General features: G+C 68.0%; 8 protein-coding genes. 2 read left to right on the top strand and 6 right to left on the bottom strand.

Annotation, left to right across the window (positions count from 1 at the left end; genetic code table 11):
* Window positions 1-17: 17 nt before the first annotated feature.
* The gene (locus ACQPYM_RS03955; RefSeq protein WP_433014907.1) at window positions 18-1,523 is read left to right on the top strand and encodes an alpha-N-arabinofuranosidase; all 1,506 of its coding nucleotides are present in this window, start codon (window positions 18-20) and stop codon (window positions 1,521-1,523) included.
* On the opposite strand, the gene ACQPYM_RS03950 is transcribed toward ACQPYM_RS03955, so the two are convergent.
* Window positions 1,504-1,959 carry a GNAT family N-acetyltransferase gene (locus ACQPYM_RS03950; protein ID WP_433014904.1) on the bottom strand — a complete coding sequence of 152 codons (456 nt, stop codon included), beginning with the start codon at window positions 1,957-1,959 and terminating at the stop codon, window positions 1,504-1,506. The genes ACQPYM_RS03955 and ACQPYM_RS03950 overlap by 20 nt on opposite strands.
* Window positions 1,960-2,073: 114 nt before the next feature.
* On the opposite strand from ACQPYM_RS03950, the gene ACQPYM_RS03945 reads away from it, so the two are divergent.
* A complete protein-coding gene (locus ACQPYM_RS03945) occupies window positions 2,074-4,107 on the top strand; it encodes a penicillin acylase family protein (protein WP_433014902.1) in 2,034 nt (677 codons plus the stop codon).
* Window positions 4,108-4,206: 99 nt separating this feature from the next.
* Here ACQPYM_RS03945 and ACQPYM_RS03940 read toward each other — a convergent pair whose 3' ends face one another.
* The 5 genes from ACQPYM_RS03940 to ACQPYM_RS03920 all read right to left on the bottom strand — a co-directional run bounded on the left by ACQPYM_RS03940 (window position 4,207) and on the right by ACQPYM_RS03920 (window position 22,046).
* Window positions 4,207-4,656 carry an Hsp20/alpha crystallin family protein gene (locus tag ACQPYM_RS03940; protein WP_433014899.1) on the bottom strand — a complete coding sequence of 150 codons (450 nt, stop codon included), beginning with the start codon at window positions 4,654-4,656 and terminating at the stop codon, window positions 4,207-4,209.
* A 614-nt stretch (window positions 4,657-5,270) separates the two neighbouring features.
* Window positions 5,271-6,992, bottom strand: a complete 1,722-nt coding sequence (gene treZ / locus ACQPYM_RS03935) for a malto-oligosyltrehalose trehalohydrolase (protein WP_433014896.1) — start codon at window positions 6,990-6,992, stop codon at window positions 5,271-5,273.
* Between the two features lie 3 nt (window positions 6,993-6,995).
* Window positions 6,996-9,365, bottom strand: a complete 2,370-nt coding sequence (gene treY, locus ACQPYM_RS03930; RefSeq protein WP_433014893.1) for a malto-oligosyltrehalose synthase — start codon at window positions 9,363-9,365, stop codon at window positions 6,996-6,998.
* Window positions 9,366-9,397: 32 nt separating this feature from the next.
* Window positions 9,398-11,515, bottom strand: coding sequence for a glycogen debranching protein GlgX (gene glgX / locus ACQPYM_RS03925; protein ID WP_433014890.1), 2,118 nt, complete (start codon window positions 11,513-11,515; stop codon window positions 9,398-9,400).
* 100 nt (window positions 11,516-11,615) lie between these two features.
* A complete protein-coding gene (locus ACQPYM_RS03920; RefSeq protein WP_433014887.1) occupies window positions 11,616-22,046 on the bottom strand; it encodes a calcium-binding protein in 10,431 nt (3,476 codons plus the stop codon).
* Window positions 22,047-22,234: the final 188 nt, after the last annotated feature.

Genomic DNA, 22,234 nt, shown 5'->3' with positions numbered 1-22,234 from the left:
ATGACAGGAGCCACCTCGTGCCCGCTGCCTCACTAGTCCTCGATCCCGCCTTCGTCGTTGCCCCGGTCAACCGCCGGACGTTCGGCAGCTTCGTCGAGCACATGGGCCGTTGCGTCTACACCGGGATCTACGAGCCCGACCACGCGACCGCCGACGAGGACGGATTCCGTAAGGACGTCCTGGAGCTGACCCGGGAGCTGGGCGTCTCGCTGGTCCGCTACCCCGGCGGCAACTTCGTCTCCGGCTACCGGTGGGAGGACGGCGTCGGCCCGCGCGACCAGCGGCCCCGCCGGCTGGACCTCGCCTGGCACAGCATCGAGACCAACCAGTTCGGCCTGGACGAGTTCATGCACTGGTGCGCGAAGGCCGGGGTCGAACCGATGATGGCGGTCAACCTCGGCAGTCGCGGCGTCCAGGAAGCGCTGGACCTGCAGGAGTACGCGAACCACCCCGGCGGCACCGCGTTGTCCGATCTCCGGGTGCAGCACGGCGCCAGTACGCCGTACGGGCTGAAACTGTGGTGCCTGGGCAACGAGATGGACGGGCCCTGGCAGATCGGGCACAAGACCGCTGCGGAGTACGGGCGGATCGCGGCCGAGACGGCGCGGGCGATGCGGATGATCGAGCCGGACCTTGAGCTGGTCGCCTGCGGGTCGTCCAACTCCGGGATGCCGACGTTCGGGAGCTGGGAGCGCGACGTACTGCGCGAGTGCTACGACCTGGTCGACCACATCTCCTGCCACGCGTACTACGGCGATGATGCGGGTGACCCGGCCTCGTTCCTGGCCTCGGCCGTCGACATGGACCGCTTCATCGACTCGGTGGTCGCCACCGCGGACCACGTCGGCGCGGAGCTGAAGAGCCGCAAGCGGATCGACATCTCCTTCGACGAGTGGAACGTCTGGTACGGCGACCGGTCCCGGCGGACCGACGGCCCGGGCGACCAGTGGGAGGTCGCGCCGCGCCGGATCGAGGACGAGTACAACGTCACCGATGCCGTTGTCGTCGGCAACTTGCTGATCTCGTTGCTCCGGCACAGCGACCGGGTGGCGGTTGCTTGCCTGGCGCAACTGGCGAACGTGATCGCGCCGATCATGACCGAGCCCGGTGGCCCGGCCTGGCGGCAGCCGATCTTCCACCCCTTCGCGATCACCTCGCGGCTGGCGGCCGGCGCCGTACTGCGGGTCGAGACGTCCTCACCGACGGTCGGCACGGAGAAGTTCGGCGACGTGCCCGCGGTCGACGCCGTCGCCACGTACGACGAGGGCAGGCTGGCCGTCTTCCTGGTCAACCGGTCGCTCAACGAGTCGATCGAGGTCACCGTGGACGTCAGCCGGACGCCCGTCACCGGCGTACTGGAAGCTCTCAGCGTGTACGACGACGACCGGCTCGCGGTGAACACCGCCAACCAGCCCGACCGGGTGGTCCCGCGGCAGAACGAGTCGGTCCGGCTGGAGAATGGCCTGCTGACGGTCACCCTGCCGCCCGTCTCCTGGACCGCTCTCAGCGCGGGCCGCGACTGAACTGAGTGATGGTGATACCGGGTGCGATCTCTACCTGTCCCGTCGCCGTGTAACCGCGGGACAGGTAGAGGGTGGTCGCCGGAGTGTTGGCAGTGCCGGTGGAAACGAGGCTGACCGGTCGCGGTACGAGCTCGTCCAGGTGATCCAGGAGAGCTCGACCGTGACCGCGCCGGGCGTGGGCCGGATCGACGACCAGCCGGCTGATCTCGATCGTCTCGGAATCGGGCAGCTCATAGGCGACCGCCGCGACCAACTCTGCGTCGACGTACCGGCCGAGCCAGTACTCCTCGCTCGCCATCAGCGCGTCGAGGCCTTCCCGCAGCGGCGGGATGCCGTCGAAGCCGATCAACTCCGCCTCCACCGCATAGGCCAGCCGCTGCACCTGGAGAACCCGCTCAGCCGTCGCGGCATCGGTCAGGTCGAGAGCTCGGATCACGGCGTCACCCTAGCCTCGGGTCGCTCGGACGTCGCTTGTTTTTCTGCGATGCGGCGTCTGCCCGGCGGCCTGTAAGTTGGCGGAGCCGAGACTCCAGCGACGTGAGGATGCCGAGTGAACGCGACGGTCGACCGGGATGCCTGGGGTGTGCCGCACTTGAGTGCGGGCGACCCGCTCGAGCTCGCCTACCTTCAGGGTCAGAACGCGGCGACCGATCGCGCCTGGCAGATCGAGTTGCAGCATCGGCGTTCGCTCGGGAGCAGCGCTGCGTTCCTCGGCCGGGAGGCACTGAGCTGGGACATCTTCGCGCGCCAAGCGCGACTCGACGACACCGCCCAACGCTGCTGGGAGAACCTCGACGCCGGCACCCGCGAGTGGGTCTCGGCGTACGTGGCCGGTGTCAACGAAGCCCTGCCCGGCGCTGCCGGTGGAGCTCCTGAGTTCGTCCAGACCGGTCTCGTCCCGCAGGAGTGGCAGCCCTGGACGCCGCTCGCCAACTGGATCGCGATCCACATCCTGTTCGCCGGCTTCCCGACGAAACTCTGGCGCGAGCACGTCGCCCAGCACCTCGGCGACGCCTCCCTCGACCTCTTCAACTCCGAAGGACCCAGTACTGCGGGGAGCAACGGCTGGCTCATCCCGGGCCACCGGACGGCAACGGGTCAGCCGATCATCGCGGGCGACCCGCATCGCTACATCGAGAGCCCTGGCGTCTACCAGCAGATCAGGCTCACCTGCCCGTCGTACGACGTGATCGGATTGGCCGTGCCCGGTATTCCCGGCATCGCTCACTTCGGTCACACCGGCGAGGTCGCCTGGGCGATCACCAACGCGATGGCCGACTACCAGGACCTGTACTCCGAACAGCTCCGTCGCACCGGCTCCGGGGTGGAGGCGCTCGGCCCGGACGGTTGGGAGCCGGCCGAGGTGCACACGGAACTGGTCGAGGTCGCCGGCGGGGAGACCGTGGAGATCGAGGTGATCGAGACTGCTCGGGGCCCGGTGATCATCGGCGGCCTCGACGAAAATCGCGCTCTCAGCTTGCGGTATCCGCCGCGGGTCTCGCACCGGATCGGTTTCGAGTCGCTGCAGAAGTTGCTCCAGGCAACCACGGTCAAGGACGTCGACGATGCCTTCGACCCGTGGGTGGAGCCGGTCAACGTGGTGATGGCCGCCGACACCGCAGGCGGTCTGCTGTATCGGACGGCGGGTCTGGTTCCGACTCGGCACAACGACAACCGCCTGCGCGTAGTACCGGCCTGGGAAGCAGAGCACCAGTGGCAGGGGTGGCACTCACCGATGCCGCGGGCAACGGTCGACGATGTCGCCGTGATGGCGAACAGCCGTGAGCTGGCCGAACCGCTGGGCGTCGACTTCGCCGCCCCGCACCGGTTCCGCAGGATCCGGGAGCTGCTGGTCGAGCGCGACGACTGGACCGTCGAGACGATGCCGCTGATCCACACCGACACCCTGATCGGCTCGGCCGATTCGTTGCTCGATCTCCTCGCCGATCTGCAGAACTTGTCGCCTGAGGCAACCACTCTGCGCGGGCAACTCTTCGCCTGGGACCGCCGGATGGAGGCGACCAGCACGGCCGCCTCCAGCTACGCGGCCGTCCGCAAGGCGCTGGTACGCCGGATCGCCGAGCACCCGGCGCTCGCAGTACTGGAGCAGGACGCCGGCGTACCGGAGCTGTTCGTGCCTTATGTGGACATGCTCTCGCACGTGTATTTCGCGTTGGAGAACCTGATCGCCACCGATCTGTTGCCCGACGTGAACATCAAGTGGCTGGCACAGGAAGCCCTGGAAGAGGTCGCCCACCGCAAGCCGCGCGGCCCGTGGGGCGAGACTCACCATCTGACGCCGCTGCACGCGCTCCGCGGGCCGATCTTCGCGCCCGGTGAGGAGCACTACGACCTGACACTTTCCGGTGACCACCACTGCGTGATGTCCACCTCGAGCCTGCCAGGTCTGACCGACACCTGCATCCGGGCGTCCGCGGCCCGCTATGCCTGGGATGTTGCCGACCGCAACAACTCGGCCTGGATCGTGCCCCTTGGCGCCTCCGGCATCCTGGGCGACCCGCACCACCACGATCAACTTCCGCTGTGGCTCCGCGGCGAGCTCGCCCCGGTGGATGCGCCTTAGCGTCAGGGGCGCGGTCGTCCGGTCCGGCCCATTCGTCTGGGGAAGACTGCGGTGTCACCGCACCGCCACCGCCAGGACCGGACGACCGGGTCGAACGGCTCAGGTGAGCTGCTTCTGGCCGTTGTCCGTCGTGGTGATCGCGATCTTGCGCGGCTTGGCCTGCTCGGCGATCGGGATGCGCAGCGTCAGGACGCCGGCGTCGTACACGGCCTCGATCCGCTCGGCGTCGAGGGAGTCGCCCAGGAACAGCTGCCGGGAGAAGGCCCCGAGCGGACGCTCGGCCACCTGCATCTCGACGCCCTCGGGCAGTTCGGCCGGCCGGCGCTCGGCCTTGACGGTCAGGACGTTGCGCTCCACATCCAGCTCGATCGCGTCCTGCGGTACGCCCGGCAGGTCGAAGGCGACCACATAGTCGTCACCCGCGCGATAGGCGTCCATCGGCATCGGGTTCGGCCGGGACCACGTACCCGCCGCGGCGGAACCACCGAGCAGCTGCTGGGTCCACCGGTCGAGCTCACGGAACGGGTCGGTGCGCATCAACATCGTCATCCACCTCCTGATTCACCAGTTCATCGGTGTCAACACGCACTTTTGTTATACCTCGTCATCCAAACGATGACAAGTCCCCACGTCGTCGTTCCGATGACAACCGGGATTGCATGAGATCAGGGCAGGCGGGAGCGCGGCAAAACCGCCGCGGAGGGAGACATCAACCGCCGGGCGCGGGATGGAAGTGGCGTGGGGGTTTCGGCGTGACCCCCAGCGCCCCTGCCACAGAAGAGTCAGCTACGGACTTTGTCGTCCTGGTGATCCCGGCTGATGGGCCGGCGGTCGGTCGATGGATGGTCGGCAGCGCGGGGGGCGGGGCAGACCGGGCCGCGGCGGATCGGGCCGCCTCCCAGTCTCCTGCTCTTCCACTGCTTCTCTTCGTAGTCGTAGTAGGTGTCAACGCCTCCGACGGTCATAGGTGTCCTCCCGGTCATCCCCCCGGCTACGTGGCCCCTGCTTGGCCTCCTCCACAGTCCGTCACCTTGCCCCTGGAATACAAGCAATTCTTGAACTACCTTCGACATGCGGACAGAAACCGGCCATGTCCAGACTTATCAACGAGCAAAGGCGTTACGGCCAGATTTCGTCGGGACTTTTCGGTTCGGAGGAAAATTTCAGCCCGCGAAGAGCGCCACGCCGTGACCCGCCAGCCGAACACCCTCCGTCACCACGGCGGCGTCCCCGAACGCCATCACCTGGTACGCCGGTGCGGCTGCCAACGGCACCACCGTCTCGGTGTCGTCGAGGTTGACGATCACCCGCAGAGCCCCGCGGCGTACGACGAACCACGAGTCGGCATACGTCACGTCGACCGAGGACAGCCGGTCGTTGCGCAGGTCCTCGTCGCGCGCTCGCAGCGCGATCAGATCCCGGTACCAGCGCAGCAACTCCGCGTGCGGCGACTCGTCCAGCTCGGTCCAGTCGAGCACCGACGATCGCCACGTCTCCGGGTCCTGAGGGTCAGGAATCTCCTCCGCGTCCCACCCGTGCGCCGAGAACTCCCGCCGCCGCCCCTCCCGAACCGCCTGAGCCAGCTCCGGCTCGGTGTGATCGGTGAAGTATCGCCACGGCGTGGACGCGCCCCACTCCTCACCCATGAACAGCATCGGCGTGTACGGCGAAGTGAGGACCAAGGCCGCTCCGATCGCCAGTTGCCCCGGCGTCAGCGCCGGCCGGTCGCCGAGCGCGCGGTTGCCGACCTGGTCATGGTTCGACGTGTAGGCGAGGAACTCCCAGCCGCTGTGCCGCTCGGGATCCACCGGCCGGCCCCAGTCCTGCCCACGGAAGGTCGAGTACGACCCGTCGTGCAGGAACACCTGAGTCAGCGTCTTGGCAAAGACGCCCGGATCGCCGAAGTCCACGTAGTACCCGGCTCGCTCACCGGTCAGCAGCGTGTGCAGCGCGTGGTGGAAGTCGTCACTCCACTGCGCCGTCATCCCCAGCCCACCAGAGCTCACCGGCTCCACCATGCGCGGGTCGTTCAGGTCGGACTCGGCCACCAAGCCCAGTGGCCGTCCCAGCGATGCGGACAACTCAGCAGTCTCCGAGGACAGCTGGGCCAGCAGGTGCTGCGGGCTGTCGTCGGCCAGAGCGTGTACTGCGTCCAGCCGCAGCGCGTCGATGTGGAACTCCCGGAACCACCGCAACGCGTTGTCACAGATCCACCGCCGCACCTCGGAGCAGCCGTCGTCGTCCAGGTTGACCGCCGGACCCCACGGCGTCGTGTGCTTGTCGGTGAAGTACGGCCCGAACGCATCCAGGTAGTTCCCGCTGGGCCCGAGGTGGTTGTAGACCACGTCCAGACACACAGCCAGCCCGACCGCATGACACCGGTCCACAAACCGCTGCAACTCGAGCGGCCCGCCATAGGGCTCGTGTACTGCGTAGAGGTCGACCCCGTCGTACCCCCACCCGTGCCGACCGGGGAAGGCCGCGACCGGCATCAGCGAGACAACCTCAACCCCCAATGCCACAAGGTAATCCAGGTGCTCTGCAGCCGCCTTGAGCGTCCCCTCAGGCGTGAAGGTCCCCAGGTGCAACTCATAGAACACAGCACCCCGCACATCCCGCCCAGCCCATCCTGCATCCGCCCACTCATACAGCGAGGAGTCGAACACCCGACTGAACCCATGCACCCCATCAGGCTGCCAAGGACTCCGCGGATCCGGCATCGGCTCACTGCCGTCGACAGAGAACGCATAGGAAGTCCCATGCCCCGCCTCAGCAACTTCCAGCTCCCACCACCCACCATCACCCCGCGGCACCTCGAAAGAGCCGCTCTCCAGCACCAGCGAGACAGCGGACGCGGCAGGAGCCCAGACAGTGAAGGTGTGCACGTATCAGCTCCTAGCGAGTAGTGCTACGGGCAGGTCGGCCAGCAGGTCGTGGATTCGAGCCGCTCCACTACCCATAGAGCGGCCGGTCAACACGTCCTTCCAGTCACCTTCAGGCAGTACTACGGTGCTGTCGCCCCAGCCGCCCAGCCGGTGCAGAGCGACCGGCAGCCGCGTTGCGATCGTCAGGACGGCATCCCCACGGCTGAAGGCAACTGCATGTCCGTTGGAGGTCGGCAGCGGCGTGTAGCTGCCTGCAAAGGCTTCCGGGCTCTGCCGCCGCAGCCGCAGCGCCCGGGAGGTGACCAGCAGCTTCTCCTCGGCCAGCCCGCGCGGATGAGCGCCACTGTCCAGCCTGGCCAGCTGCTCGATCCGCTGCCCGTAGTCGACCGGGCGACGGTTGTCCGGGTCGACCAGTGAGAGGTCCACGAGCTCAGTGCCCTGGTAGACGTCGGGCACACCCGGCATGGTCAGCTGCACCAGCTTCTGCCCGAGTGTCGCCGCCCGGATGTACTCCCGCTGCCCATCGGCGAACCGCCCGATCGCCGCGAGCACAGCCTGGTCGCCCAGCACCCCGGTGATGAACGACGCGACATGGCCCTCGTACTCCTCGTCCGCCGACGTCCAGCTCGTGTGCCGCTTCGCCTCCCGCACCGCCTTCAGCACATAGGCCTGCAGCCGGTCCTCCGCGATCGGCCCGTCGTCCCAGGTCCCGAAGAGCGTCTGCCAGATCAGGTACTCCGTGCTGCCGTCCAGCTCCGAGTCGCGATGCATCTCAGCCATGGAGCGCCACGAGCGGACAGCCTCGGTCCAGGCGGCCGGCTGCTCCGACAGCACGCCCAGCCGCGCCCGGACGTCCTCGGACCGCTTGGTGTCGTGTGTGGACAGTGTGGTCATCGTCCGCGGCCAGCGATCGTTCAGCCGGGCGGCGAAGGCGTGGAACTCCTCCGGTGACACTCCGAAGTGCTCCGGGTCGCCACCGACCTCGTTCAGCGACGTGAGCCGGAACCAGCGGTAGAAGGCGGTGTCCTCGATCCCCTTCGCCATCACCGGTCCGCACGTCTGCTGGAACCGCACGATCAGCTCGTGCCGCGCGTCCTCGTCGATACGGCTCGCAGTACCGGCCTCGCGGCCCAGCAGCAGGTCGCGGACGAGTTCCAGCGTCTCCTGCTGGTCCTCGTCCAGGTTGCGCCGGGCCCGCTCGGTCGCCTGCTCCAACGCTCGGACAGCGGTCGGATCAGGCTGCTCACCCGGTACGACGTACGCCCGGTACCGGTCGAAGTTCACCAGCAGCTCTACCACCACCAGGTGGAAGGCCCGGCGCGTGTGGTCGCGCAGCCGCACGTCGTCCTGGCAGATGCGAGCCAGGAGCTCCACGAGCCGGTGCACCTCGGCGTACTGGCCGTGTTTCACCACCTCGCGCTTGGCCTGCTCCACGACCGGCGCGAAGTCGGCGGGCTCGCCCGTGAGCTCCGAGTGGAAGGCAGACAGCGGTGCGGCGCCGGCGGGGTCGACGAAGAGGCCGCCGACGCGCAGGAGGGCGTCGTACCCGGTGGTGCCCGCGCACGGCCAGTCCCCCGGCAGCTCCTCGTCACCCTCGAGGATCTTCTCGACTACAACCCAGGCACCGCCCGTGCGCTCGGCCAGGCGACGCAGGTAGCCGCGGGGGTCGGCCAGGCCGTCCGGGTGGTCGATACGGAAGCCGTTGAGCTTGCCCTCGTGCACCAAGGAGAACAGCAGCTCGTGGGTGGCCTCGAAGACCGCCTGGTTCTCCACTCGGACAGCAGCCAAGGTGTCGACATCGAAGAAGCGCCGGTAGTTCAGCTCCTCGTCCGCGACCTTCCAGTGCGCCAGGCGGTACCACTGCTCGGTCACCAGCTCGGCGATCGGCAGGTTCTCCGTCCCTGGGCGCAGCGGGAACTCGTGGTCGTAGTACCGGAGTACGTCGCCTTCCACGGACAGCTCGCCGTCGGCCAGCACCTTCCCGATCCGCTGGCCGAGCACTGCCATCAACAGGGGCTGGTTGCCCGCTCCCCAGTCGACGTCGAACCACTCGGCATACGGCGAGCTCGGGCCGTCCCGTAGTACCGACCACAGGGCCGTGTTGAGCCGAGCAGGAGTCGGCACGGCCACATGGTTCGGTACTACGTCCGCGATCGCCCCCATCCGGTGGTCCGCCAGGCTGGTGGCGAGCCGGTCGAAGGCAGGGCGCCCACCGGCTGGCTCAGACAGCCTGCTGTGGTCCACGACGTCGTACCCGTGCGTGGAGCCGGGCGCGGCCTGCAGGATCGGGGACAGGTAGACGTGCGAGACCCCGAGGTCGTGCAGGTAGGGAACGACCTCGGCAGCGGCATCGAAGCCGAAGTCGGCACGCACCTGAAATCGGTAGGTGGCCTGCGGGACCGCCGTCACTGCGACGCCTGTCGGGGCCGGGTCAGGACCAGGGTGCCGCGGGCCTCGATCCGGATCGTGCTGCCCGCTGCATGCTCCTCGTCGCCCGTGACCCCGGTCGGAGTCGTGGTGTCAACCACTACCGTCCAGGACTCGCCGTACTCCTTCGACGGCAGCAGGAAGTCCAGCGGCTCGTGGTTGCTGTTCAGCAGGATCAGGAACGAGTCGTCCACCACCGGCTGACCCCGCGGGTCCGGCTCGGAGATCGCGTCGCCGTTGAGGAACACGGCCACCGCCCGGGCGTCGTCCCGGCTCCAGTCGCCGTCCTGCATCTCCTTGCCGTTCGGGCTGAACCAGACCAGGTCACCGAGTCCGTCGACGCCGGTGTCGCCGTGGAAGAAGCGGCGGCGGCGTAGTACCGGGTGTTCGTGGCGGAGCCGGACCAGGCGGCGGGTGAAGGTCAGCAGGTCCTTCTGCGACTGCGTGAGGTCCCAGTCCACCCAGGCGAGCTCGTTGTCCTGGCAGTAGACGTTGTTGTTGCCGCTCTGCGTCCGGCCCAGTTCGTCGCCGTGCGCAATCATCGGCACGCCCTGCGAGATCAGCAACGTGGTCAGGAAGTTCCGCTGCTGGCGCCCGCGCAGTTCCAGGATGGCATGGTCGTCGGTCGAGCCTTCGGCGCCACAGTTCCAGGACCGGTTGTGGCTCTCGCCGTCCTTGCCGCCCTCACCGTTGGCCTCGTTGTGCTTGTCGTTGTACGAGACCAGGTCGCGCAGGGTGAACCCGTCGTGCGCGGTGATGAAGTTGATGCTCGCGATCGGGCGCCGGCCGTCGTCCTGGTACAGGTCGGACGAGCCGGTCAGCCGGGAGGCGAACTCGGCCAGCGTGTACTTCTCGCCGCGCCAGAAATCCCGCACGGTATCGCGGTATTTGCCGTTCCACTCGGTCCACAGCGGCGGGAAGTTGCCGACCTGGTAGCCGCCGTCGCCGACGTCCCACGGCTCGGCGATCAGCTTCACCTGGCTCACTACCGGGTCCTGCTGGACCAGGTCGAAGAACGCCGACAGCCGATCCACTTCGTGGAACTGGCGGGCCAGCGTGGCGGCCAGGTCGAACCGGAAGCCGTCCACGTGCATCTCGGTCACCCAGTACCGGAGCGAGTCCATGATCAGCTGCAGCACGTGCGGGTGCCGCATCAACAGGCTGTTACCGGTGCCGGTGGTGTCGTAGTAGTGCGACTTGTTCGAGTCCACCAGCCGGTAGTACGCCGCGTTGTCGATCCCCTTGAACGACAGCGTCGGGCCCATCTCGTTGCCCTCGGCGGTGTGGTTGTAGACCACGTCGAGGATCACCTCGATATCGGCCTCGTGCAACGCCTGCACCATCGTCTTGAACTCGGTCACCTGCTGGCCACGCGTCCCGATCGACGAGTACGCGTTGTGCGGCGCGAAGAAACCGATCGTGTTGTAACCCCAGTAGTTCGACAGTCCACGCTCCTGCAGGTGCCCGTCCTGGGCGAACTGATGCACCGGCATCAGTTCCACCGCGGTCACCCCGAGCTCCTTGAGGTGCTCGATGATCGCCGGGTGCGCCATCCCGGCGTAGGTGCCGCGGATCTCCTCCGGCAGCGCCGGGTGCGTCTCGGTCAGGCCCTTGACGTGCGCCTCGTAGATCACCGTCTCGTGGTAGGCGTGCCCCGGCGGCCGGTCGTTGCCCCAGTCGAAGAACGGGTTCGTCACCACCGACAACATCGTGTGCTCACGGTTGTCCATCGTGTTCAGCTCACCCGGCTCACCGAACCGGTAGCTGAACAGTGACTCGTCAGCGTCCACCTGCCCGTCGATCGCCTTCGCGTACGGATCGAGCAGCAACTTCGACGGGTTGCACCGATGCCCGTTGGCCGGGTCGTACGGGCCGTGCACCCGGTACCCGTACCGCTGACCGGGCTGGACCGCCGGCAGGTACGCGTGCCAGACGAAACCGTCGACCTCGGTCAGCTGGACCAGCTGCTCCGTCCCGTCGTCGTCGATCAGTGCCAGGTCAACTTGTTCGGCAACCTCCGAGAACAGCGCGAAGTTCGTACCGGAGCCGTCGTACGTGGCTCCGAGGGGATAGGGACGACCAGGCCATTTCTGCACCCGACGACAGTAGCCACCCCGGGCCGTTGGTGCCGAACGGTGGTGCGTTTCGCCGGGCCGGGCCGAGCCGGGCCGCCCGCTAGGACGGCCCGGCAACAGCTCAGTCCGAGCAGGCCACCGGCTGGTCGAAGTGACCCGGAGTGGTCGGGTACGCCGGTCCGACCGCGTGGCCGTTGTAGTCCGGGTGGTACGCGTAGGCCAGCTCCCGGTACGCCGAAGTACCGGCTGTGGTGACGTCCGCGGCTGCCCGGCCGGCCCCCGAGCCCCAGGCCACGGCGGTCAGGAAGCCGTGCATCGCCGGGGAGTGCTGGCGGATGTCGTTGAACCCGCCGTACGCCGCGTTGCAGTGCGTGTAGAGGTTGTAGGCGCCGTTCCAGTCGATCAGCCGGTCACCTGGGTTCGGGCCGTTCTGCGCGACGTCGGCCTGCATCACGTCGCGGTCCCAGCCGCCGTAGATCCAGTCTGTGCCCTGGTGGTGCTGGTTGTTGGCCAGGGTCTCCGGCGCGGCCGTGTCGTCGTCCTTGCCGGTCAGCTGGAACCACTCGCACGGGTCGACGGTGACCCCGGCCGTGGTGACCGGCCAGTCACCCGGTGCACAGTTGCCCGGGAAGGCGCCCCGCGGGTTGAAGTCGAGCAGGTCCGAGCCGGCCACGTCCTGCTTCGCCGGGTCGGACTCGCCGACGCCACCGAAGACGTGGTCCAGGAACCGGTCGTTCGTCCCGCGCGAGTCCGGGTTGAAGACGCCGTTGGTGAGACAGTCCGGCGTGGCGGCGTCCAGGGCCGGGTCACAGCCCTTGCCACCCCACAGCACGTCCTCCCCGTCGCCGCCGAACACCTGGTCGCCGCCGCTGTCGCCGTTGGCCAGGTCGTCCCCGAAGCCGGCGTGGACGTTGTCGGCGCCCGCACCGCCCCGCAGCCGGTCCCGGCCCCCCACGGCGATCCCGTCGTGCGGCATCTCGGGCGAGGTCGACGTACCGATCCACTGGTCGCCGTCCACGTCGTGCTCGAGGTCCACCCGCCGGTCGTAGAGCCCGCGCCGGAGGCCGACGTAGGTCTCGGCCGGTGGCGAGTTCAGCGAGCTGGTGAACTGCGCCGGTGCGTCACCGGTGTCGAGGTACTGGTTCACCACGCCACCGCGGTCGCCGAGGATCGCGTCCTCGCCTGCCTCACCGAACACGGTGTCGTCACCGAGCTCGCCGTACAGGTCGTCGTCGTCCAGGCCGCCGTAGATGGTGTCGTCACCGTCCTGGCCCCAGACTCCGTCGTCACCGGCCTCGCCGTACAGGGTGTCGTTGCCGAAGGCTCCGGCGACCTCACAGGTGGCCTGTGCCTCGGTGCAGAACCGGGTGCTCGGGTCACCGAGGTCCGGGTCGTGGGTGCGTGCCACCGTGGCTCCGGCCGGCGGTGTGCCGTTCGGGTACCGGTCGGCGTAGACCCGCTCGGTCTGGCCGGTGATGGTCCGCATGAGCGAGCCGTTGTCACCCAGTACGACGTCGTCGGCGCCGTCGGCCTCGACCGTGTCCCCGGTGTCCCGGAAGCCCTTGGCCGAGCTGCCACCGATCAGGTCGTCCTGACCGTCCGGTGCGGTTGCACCTTCCAGTACTGCGGCCGCACTCGGCGTACCCGGCCAACCCGGGTCAGCCAGTGGGGCCACGGTCGTGAACGGCGACTCCTCGGCCAGCGACAGGTCACCGCGCAGTACGTCGGCACCGCCGTTGCCCTCGGCGTAGTCGGCGTGGGCGCCGCCGGAGACGAAGTCCCCGCCGTCCTGACCCCAGAGCGTGTCCACGCCCTCGCCACCGGACAGCCGGTCCGCGCCGAACCTGTCGGCCGGTGCTGGGAGCAGCTTGTTGGCGCCGAGGTCGTACAGCTGGACGATCCGCCCTGCCATCGGAGTACCGGCCGCCTTGGTGCCTAGCCGGACTGTCGCCCGGGTCGGAGTCTGGCCGGCGGCGGGCCGCAGGAGCTGACCGTTGTCACCGGTGACCACGTCGTCACCAGGACCACCGAAGATCGCATCGGCCGTATCCGGCTGACCGGCACCGGCCGCCAGCGTTGTCGAGCTACCACCGACCAGGTCGTCGTCGGCCAAGTCACCCTCGACCCAGTCGCTCGCCTGCCCGCCCTCGACGTAGTCGTCGTCGCCGTCACCCTTGGCGCGGTCCTCGCCGCCCTGGCCGTACAGCACGTCCTGCCCGTCTCCACCGGACATCTGGTCGTTGCCGGACGTGTTGGCGGCCGGTGTGAGGCCCAGGTCGAGCAGCGTGACCGTGTGCCCGGAGGCGAAGCCGCGCTGCCTGGTCACCGGAGTCGTAGCGGCCGCATCGCTGGTCAGGGCGAGGACCGCGTTGTCGCCAGTCATCAGGTCCGGACCCGCGTCACCGAACAGCACGTCACCCGTGTCCGGACGCCCCACCCCGGCTTCCGCCTGCTCGAACGAGCCACCCGCGATGGCATCCTCACCATCGTTGCCGTGGACAACATCCGACCCGTTGTTGCCTTCCAGGTGGTCGTTGTCTCCGTTGCCGTTCACCTGGTCAGCACCCAGGCCGCCGTACGCCGTGTCGTCGCCGTCACCGCCGTTGATCCGGTCACCCGCTCCGGCCGTTGCGGGCGTCCCGTCGAGGTCGAGCGGGATCGCCTGTGGGTCGGCTGGATTCGCCGGGTCGTCCACGGTGCCGTTGTCGCCGATCAGCCGGTCGTTCCCGGTGTCGCCGTACAGGTCGTCGTCACCGTTGTCGGTCCGCCCGGCAGCGCGGCTACCGCCGTACACGAGGTCGTTGTCGGCTCCACCGGTCGCCCAGTCCTTGCCGTTGTTGCCCTCGATGACGTCGGCCTCGGTGCCGCCGTAGGCGACGTCGTCACCAGTGTTGCCGAAGGCCTGGTCGAGCCCGGCGTCGCCGTACAGGACGTCGTTCTCCGCGCCGCCCCAGAGCCGGTCGGCGTCGCCGCCGCCGCGCAGGACGTCCTTGCCTTGCTGGCCACAGGCAAGATCGTTGCCTCCAGCAAGCTCAGCGAGGTCGTTCGCGCCACCGGCCGACACTGTGTCGATCCCAGCCCCGCCGAGGATCCGGTCGTTGCCGTCGCCGGTGCCGGCGCTGGTGCTCTCCTCCACCGGGTCGGAGGTCACCGAGGCTCCCGGCTTGCAGAGCTCGTCGTCGATCCGCTTGTCACCGAACATCTTCGCGGGTCCGTCGCCGCCGACCAGGTGGTCGTTGCCCAGGCCACCGACCAGCGTCTTCGCGTTGGACGGTACGCCGGCCGGCAGCGGCAGCTTCGTCACGTTCCTGGTCGCGCCGAACCCGTCGTTGGGTCCGTCGGTGGCGCTGACCTCGGCCGGTTCGGCGATGACGTAGTCGTCACCCGGACCGCCGTACACCTCGTCGGTTCCGTACCCACCGAGCAGGATGTCCCGGCTGCCGCCACCGATCAGCTTCGCGGTCTGGTCACCCTGTGAGTGGCTGGTGATGTTCTCGAAGCCCTGGCTGCCCCAGACCTTGTCGCTACCGGTGCCGGTGTCGACGGTGTTCGTCGCCGGGTCGGTGCCGACCTTGTCCTCCGGACCCGCCTCGTCGACGCCGAACTCCTCCTCGGCCGCGGTGAAGATCCGGTCCGCGTTCGAGCCACCGGTGATCCGGTCGTTGCCCTGGTTGCCGACGATCGTGTTGACGCCGGCCTTCAGTGCGCCGTCCGGCTGGTCGGCCGCGACCCCGATCTTGTCGGCACCGCTGTTGCCGACGGCCTTGTTGGTCCCGAGGCCGAGCCCGATCGTGTCGTCACCCGGGTCGGCACCCTCGGTCTGCGTGGTCGGGTTCGCGATCGACTCCCAGTCGAACACCTGAGAGAGATTGGAGTTGCCGCCGCCGTCCTGGGCGTTGTGGACCACCTTGCGGTCCTTGCGGGCCGAGCCCAGCGACGCGTCGCCGGCCACCAGGTTGTCGCCGTTGCCCACGGTGATGGTGTCCTTGCCCGGACCACCGGCCACCGAGGCCTTGGAGGTCGCGCCACCGGTGTCACCGGTGACGATGATGTCGTCGCCACCGCGACCGTCGACGTACGAGAGACCGCGTCCGGTGGTGATCACGTCGGCCCCGTTGCCGCCGATCACGACCGCGTCCTTGTCGTAGACAGCCGGCGTCTTGCCCGCGGTGTCGCCGGTCTCCTTCTTGCCGTCGCCGATGAAGGTGATGTTCATCGGCTTGCCGTAACCCTCACCGTCGACCACCACGCGCTTGAGGTTCGGGTCGAGGTACTCGCGGCGCTCGCCGAGCATCTCCACCGAGAAGCCGTCGAAGTCGCCGTTCGCGCCGGTGGCGTCACCGGGCTTCTGGGCGTAGTGCAAGGAGACGACCTTGACGGTGTCCTTCTCCACCGCCGCGGCCTCGTTGCCCCAGGGAGCACCGCGTTGCGCGTTCTTGCCGAACTGACCGGCGAAGACCACCACGGTGTCGCCGACCGCGCCGCCGAGTTTCGGCGGTGGCGGTTCACAGTCCGGTGTCACCGAGAAGTCGAGCAGCGTCACATCGGCCAGCGTGAAGCTGAACGAAACCGAGAAGATGCTGACGCCGATGGTGATGTAGACCCGCAGGAACAACGACAACCGGCCGCTCATCGTGAACAGGCACATCGGGTTGTTCAGCGCCGCGTGCAGGAACTCGCTCACTCTGAACTTGCCGTCGTCGTTCGGGTCGTTCCAGGAGAACCCGATGGTCAGTCGCAGACCGCCCTCGATCCCGACCGTGATGATCACCGCGCTGACCGCGGCGCCGGCGGCGATCTCGCCGGTCAGCTGGACCACCGGGATCGGCGTACCGGCGTCGTCGACGGTCTTGAAGAACAGGCCGTCCATCACGTCGACCGCGTCCACCGGCGCGCCGTTCTGGGCCGCCTCGACCGCCTTGCGGATGCCGTAGGTGTCCAGGCCGGCCACGATCCGCAGGCTGACGCTCGCCGATCCGGCCAGCGTGACGAACACCGGCGGCGGTGCGTAGACCGGCCCGAAGGCCTGCCGCCAGCTGAAGCCGAGGGTCAGCGGGCCGGAGTCGAACTCGACCAGCGTGACGTCGCCACCCATCAGCAGGTTGAACGCCTTGGCGGGCTGCTCGAGGATCGGGAAGGTGAAGCCGGACTTCTCGGCGTCACCCTTGTCCTCGGCCAGGCCGGTACCGCCGAAGATCGGCTTGCCCGCCGCCTCCGGGTTGTCGTTCTTGCTGTTCAGGTCACTCTTCACCTCGTTGGCGGACTTGGCGTTGACGTTCTTGTACATCTTGTCCGCCGTGGTCGGCGAGTTGCTGGTGTCGAGGGCCTTGTCACCGGCGATCTCGAAGTCGCCGAGCGGGACATAGCAGTCGTGTGGATCGGCCGCCGAGCAACTGGGCAATCGGTTGATGAACTCGATCACCGACTTGATCGTGTCGACGAAGTCGAGTTTCGGGCCGCCGGCCAGCGTGCTGAACGACTTGGCCAGCGTCATCAACGTGACGTCGTCACCGCCGGCCATCCGGCTCAGGTCGGACAGCACCGGGATCGGTGCGTACAGCGTGTCCATCACCGGCTGCAGCGGCCCGGTGACCCGCTTCATCTCCTTGACCACGTCGCCGAGCAGCCCCTCGAAGAAGCTGCCGGCACTGATCCCGACGTCCTTGAAGGCGATGTACGGCGCACCCGAGTCCTGCGGCGCCTTGTTGTCGAAGGCCCAGGTGAGCTGGAAGTTCGCTCTGACGCCCGGGAACGCGGAGTCCACCTGCGCCTCGACGATCCAGTCGATCGTGAACCCACCGGCCAGCGAGACGCCGAACAGCTCGCCACCCTTGCCGAGATCGGTGAACTTGATCTTCGCCGTCTCGTCCGCGGTACAGGCGGCCTCGTCGCCCTTGAAGCAGCTGTCCTCGCCAGGTGCCTTCAGGTCGATCTGGAACGCACCGGCGAACAGCGGCTTGGTCGCGTCGTGTCCGGCACCGGTCGCCTTGTCGACGTTGATCTTGATGAACGCGAGCTCGGCGACCATCGTGTCCGGCAGGTCGAACGCGAGGCCGACCTGCAGCTCGGGCAGCGCCTTGTTCTCCGAGCCCCAGCCGTCGTGGGTGTTGATGAAGAAGCCGTCGGCCTTGGTCAGTCCGAGCTTGAAGTGCAGCGCGAAACCGGCGTCGACAGTGATGCCCTCGGTGCCTTCCTTGCCCTGGCGCAAGGCCAGGCCCGGGATGCCAATGTCCAGCGGCAACGAGGTGTGGAAGCACGGCTTCGGCGCGCCGGTGTTCTCGCAGCCCTTGCCCGGGCTCACCTTGCCGCGCTGGGCGGTGAACTCCAGGAACACCCCGGCGATGTCGCTGATCCCGCACACCTCGAGATCCGGTGCCTGGGTCACAGCGGTGTAGTCGGTCGCGGCGTCGGCACCCTTGTCGTCGTACACCAGGGCGTTGCCGACCTTCTTGACCAGCTTGAACGCCGAGTCGCCGGGCGCCTTCCGCAGTACCTTGTAGCCGGTTGCGTTGGGCACCGAGGCCCAGGTGACGTGGTTGAAGTTGGTGGCGTCGAGCGTCGCGGCGCCCTTGGCCGTCTGGCCCGGATCACTGGGGATCGTGTCCCCGGCCGTGCCGTCGCCGGTCCCCTGATAGGCGACCACCTTGTACTCGTACGTCGCAGTACCGACGTCTGCCGGGTTCTCCTTCACCGTCGGCGCAGCGGCCTGAGCCAGCGTCGCGGTGCAGTCGAAGTCGACGGTCACCTCAGTAGCGGCGATCTGTACTTCGGCGAGCGCTGCCGCGAGCTTGGTGTTGATGAAGTCCTTGAACTCCTTGGAGTTCGCGGGCCGGCCGCCACCGGGCAGCTCGTTCCAGATCGAGCTGCGCAGCTTGGTTCGCAGGTCACCGATGAAGTCGGCCCCCTGTTGCAGGTCCTCACCGATCAGCGGCAGCTTGCCCTGGAAGCTGGCGGTCCGGAAGGCCTGCTCGATCGCGGCGAGGTAGCCCTCCAGCCCGTCGCCGAAGTTCTTGAAGTCGAGCAACGCGTCGGCCAGCCGCTGACCGAGGTCTGCGGGCAGCTCCAGTTCCTTCTTGGCCGAGTCCGCGCCCGGCAGGTTGTCGTCGAGATCGACCAGGTCGGCCGGGTTCGTCGAGTCGGGAACGCGCAGGGCGATCTGGCCGATCGGTACCCAGCCGTTGTCCGCGCCGGAGTTGTTGAGGTAGATCGGCAGGCTGCCGCAGACCATCAGCGGCGTTTCCAGGGTCTCGCCACAGCTGACGGTTCCGTTGGTGGCGTTGAAGTTCACGCCGACCGCGCCGATGAAGTCGCTGAACGAGACCGGAGTGTCCGCGGTCGCGCCGGACTTGGCCAAGGCGATGCTGAGGTCGGCCCTGGCCTGTGCCTTCTCGGCGTCCGGCGCGCCCGCGGTCGGGTTGCCGAGGGCAATGGACAGCGGACCGACGACGCCCCGGACGATGCCGTTCTTCAGCTCGGCCTTGGCGCCGACGTTGATCGAGGAGTCCTCCAGCACCGTCAGCGCCGTGCTGTCCGCCGGACCTTCGCCGGCCGCGAGCGGGATGACCAGGCCGACCTTTACCCGGCCGTCCACGCTCACCTGCGCCATCCCGGTGGCCTGCGCTCCGGCGAAGGTCTGGTCACCGCCATTGAGGTTGCCCAGGGCAAGCTTGATCGGTGAGGCCGCGCGGTACCCACGCTTCCAGTCGACGTCGAGCACCAGGTTCGGCTTGCCGTCCTTCTCCAGATAGCGGAACTTCACGCTGTCGGTGCCGAGCCCCTTGTTCAGCAACTTGACGGCGTCCTGGATGTTGTCCGGGGTGTTCGCCAGCAACTGGTCGGTGACGTCGTCGAGCGCCGAACGCATCATGTACGGCGTACCGGCGGCTGGTGCCGACTCCCATGCTTTGGTCAGCGTGAGCGTCTTTCCGTCCGGCGACACGGCCTGGATGATGCCGATCTGGGTGCCGACCACGATCGAGCGGCCGACCAGCGCGGCGGTGAACAGGTTGCCTGTGGTCCTGGTTGTGTCGACTACCGTGTTCGTGCCGTAGCTGACGCCGTCTCCCGCGTTCGACTCGTCGCTGACCAGCAGGTCCCGCAGCGACTTGCCGAGGCCGGGGATGTCCTTGTCGAAAACACCGCCGCCGGCTGATGGGTTGGACTCGGCGAGTTGCTTCGAGAGCGTCTGCAGCGTCTTGATCAGCGCGGTGAACAACGCCTTCGGGTCGTCCTTGTCGAAGTCCAGCTTGAAGATCTCGGCCAGGTCGGAGGTGTCGAGCTCGACCGACGTCGGGTCGGTCAGGTCGCCCCACTTCGCGGTCAGTTTGGTGGTCGCACCGGCCGGCAGGAACTGCGCCGCCTCGGGGACGGCCACCGTCAGATCGCCGTACGCGCGGACGTTCGTGTCGATGTCGAGCAGGTTCTGCGGTCCAGAGACGAGTTGCTTGAACAGCTCGGACAGCCGCAGGTCGTGTTGCGCGTCGCCCTGTTGTTTCAGGCCGACGGAGAGCATGTGGCTGGACGGCGTACCGGCTGGGCAGGTGTCGCCGAGGTCGGAGTTGCAGACCTTCAGCTGGCCGGTCAGGTGCACCTTGAAGAAGCCCGCGTTCGCGGTCAGGTCGACGGCCGTGTCGATCGGGAAGTCCGCGCTGAACAGCGAACCACCGGTCCGGATCATCACCCGGTCGGTGTTGAGCGGCAGGGCCGGGACGACGATGTCGAGCGGGCCATCGCTCTGGGTGAACGGGCAGGCTTTGGTGCTGCCGAGGAAGCCGTTGCAGTCGGCACCGGTCTTCGGGTCCTGCAGGTCCAGCACCAGGGTGACCGACGCTGCGAACGACGGCTTGACCTTCGCGAACGTCTGCTCGGCGTTGGCGTTGACGATCCCGTGGCCGCCGGAGTCGATCTTGTTCGCGAACGTCACGGCACCGACATGCGGCTCCGCCCCGGCGATCACGTACGGCGAGTTGACGCCCGGCTGACCACCGGCCCAGTCGGCCTTGAGAGTGATCGTGCTGGCGTCGTTGCTCGCCACCTCACCGGCGGAGGTGCCCGCCACCACCCGGCGCCCGACCCACTGGTTCACGGCCCAGCCGGCGCCCGCAACGGTCAACGTCTTCGGCCCGTACGACGCGGTCTTGCCGGACGCCTCGATGCTCACTGGGTCGAGCTCGACCGGGGTGCCGGGCGCGGTCTTAGTCATGCCCAGGGTGAGAGCCAACTTGCTGGTGGCAACGTCCCAGACCAGGTTGCTCAGCGAGATGTCCGAGGCGTCGTCGAGCTTCTTGAGCAGGTCCTGCAACGAGGTGAAGGTCGGCTTGCCCGCCTGCGCCGGATCCTGGCCGGCGTAGTTGGGATCGGTCGGGCCGGGCACGGTGTTCTTGGCCAGGAAGTCCTTCAGCACCGCGTTGATTTGGATCGCGTCGGCCAGCGTGCCCTTCATGAACGGCAGGTCCAGGTCGCCGATCGTCGGCAACGGGCCTTCCTTGTCCGGGTCGTACTTCGCCTTCTGGATCGCGGTCAGGGTGGCGACTACCTGGGCCAGCCCTTCGGCGAGATCCTGCAGGCTCATGTTCTGGAACCGGCCGACGGTGCTGGCGAGATCGGGAGCGGTGACCACCGGCGTACCGGTGCCGATGTCGTTCCAGTCGACCTTGACCGTCGCGCTGATGTCGCTCGGCAACGCGGCCGGGATGCCCGCGGCGGCAGCGCCGAGCTGGAAGGTCGCGTGCACGGAACCGCGCGAGCCGGCGTCGGAGGCGTCGATCGGCTGCGATCCCTCGGGGTCGAGACCGACGGTGACCAGTCCGTCGAGCGAACCGGCCTGGGCCAGCTCGCCGTTCCCGCTGAAGAAGAGCTTGCCGTCGTTGTCGGGGTCGCTGACCGTACCGACGAAGTGCGCGTCGAGGTCGAGCGAAGAACCGGTCAGGGAGACGCCGAGGATGCCGATCGCGGCCTTCGCACTCGCGTTCTCGATGCCGGCGTGGACGTCCACGTCGAGTCTCGGCGTACTGGCCGAGCGGACCAGGTAGACCTTGTCGTCACCGGTGCCGGTCCAGACCACGCTGAGCGCGAACCGCGACTTCAGGCTGACCGTGACGCCGTCGGAGACCGACAACTCCACCTTCGGCGAGGCGTTGCTCAGCCGCAGATCCTGCCCGGTGGCGGTCTTGTCGACGGTGGCAACAATGTCCAGCTTCTTGCCGCTCCCGAGATCGCTCACCGACGTCTTCAGGTGCCCGGCTCGCCCGCCGTCGATGGTGATGTCCTTGTCGACCTCGAGATCCCCGAAGTCCGTTGCCGCCTGCAACTCGTCGGTGATCGCCTTGGCGAACAGGTCGTTGACCCCGAGCAACCCACCCGGACTCGCCCCGACCAGCGGCAACGGTTCCTTCAACTTGTCAACAGCCGCCAGCCCCGAGGTCCACGCCGCAAGACTGTCCGGCGCCCCTCCGACCCCCAGCATCCCGAGCAGATCAGCTACCCCGTCATCGGCCGCACGGGCCTTCGGAGCGGTGTAGACCAGCATCCCCACCATCAAACTGATGGCCACAGCAACCGAAACAAGACGCGATGAAGCAACGCGCAGCAACCCCATAAGACACCCCCGCGGCCCAGGGCCCGCGCTCCCCCCACGGTAGCGCGATGGGCGACCCCCCAGCCGCCCTAGCAAGGTAGGCCACTCTAAGTAGCCCCGCAATACCTCACGTCACTTCAACGTGTATTCACCCCTCCACAGCC

It is taken from the genome of Kribbella sp. CA-294648, from assembly GCF_050943845.1.
Taxonomy (GTDB): Bacteria; Actinomycetota; Actinomycetes; order Propionibacteriales; family Kribbellaceae; genus Kribbella.
This window is presented reverse-complemented; position numbering and strand designations above follow the sequence as displayed.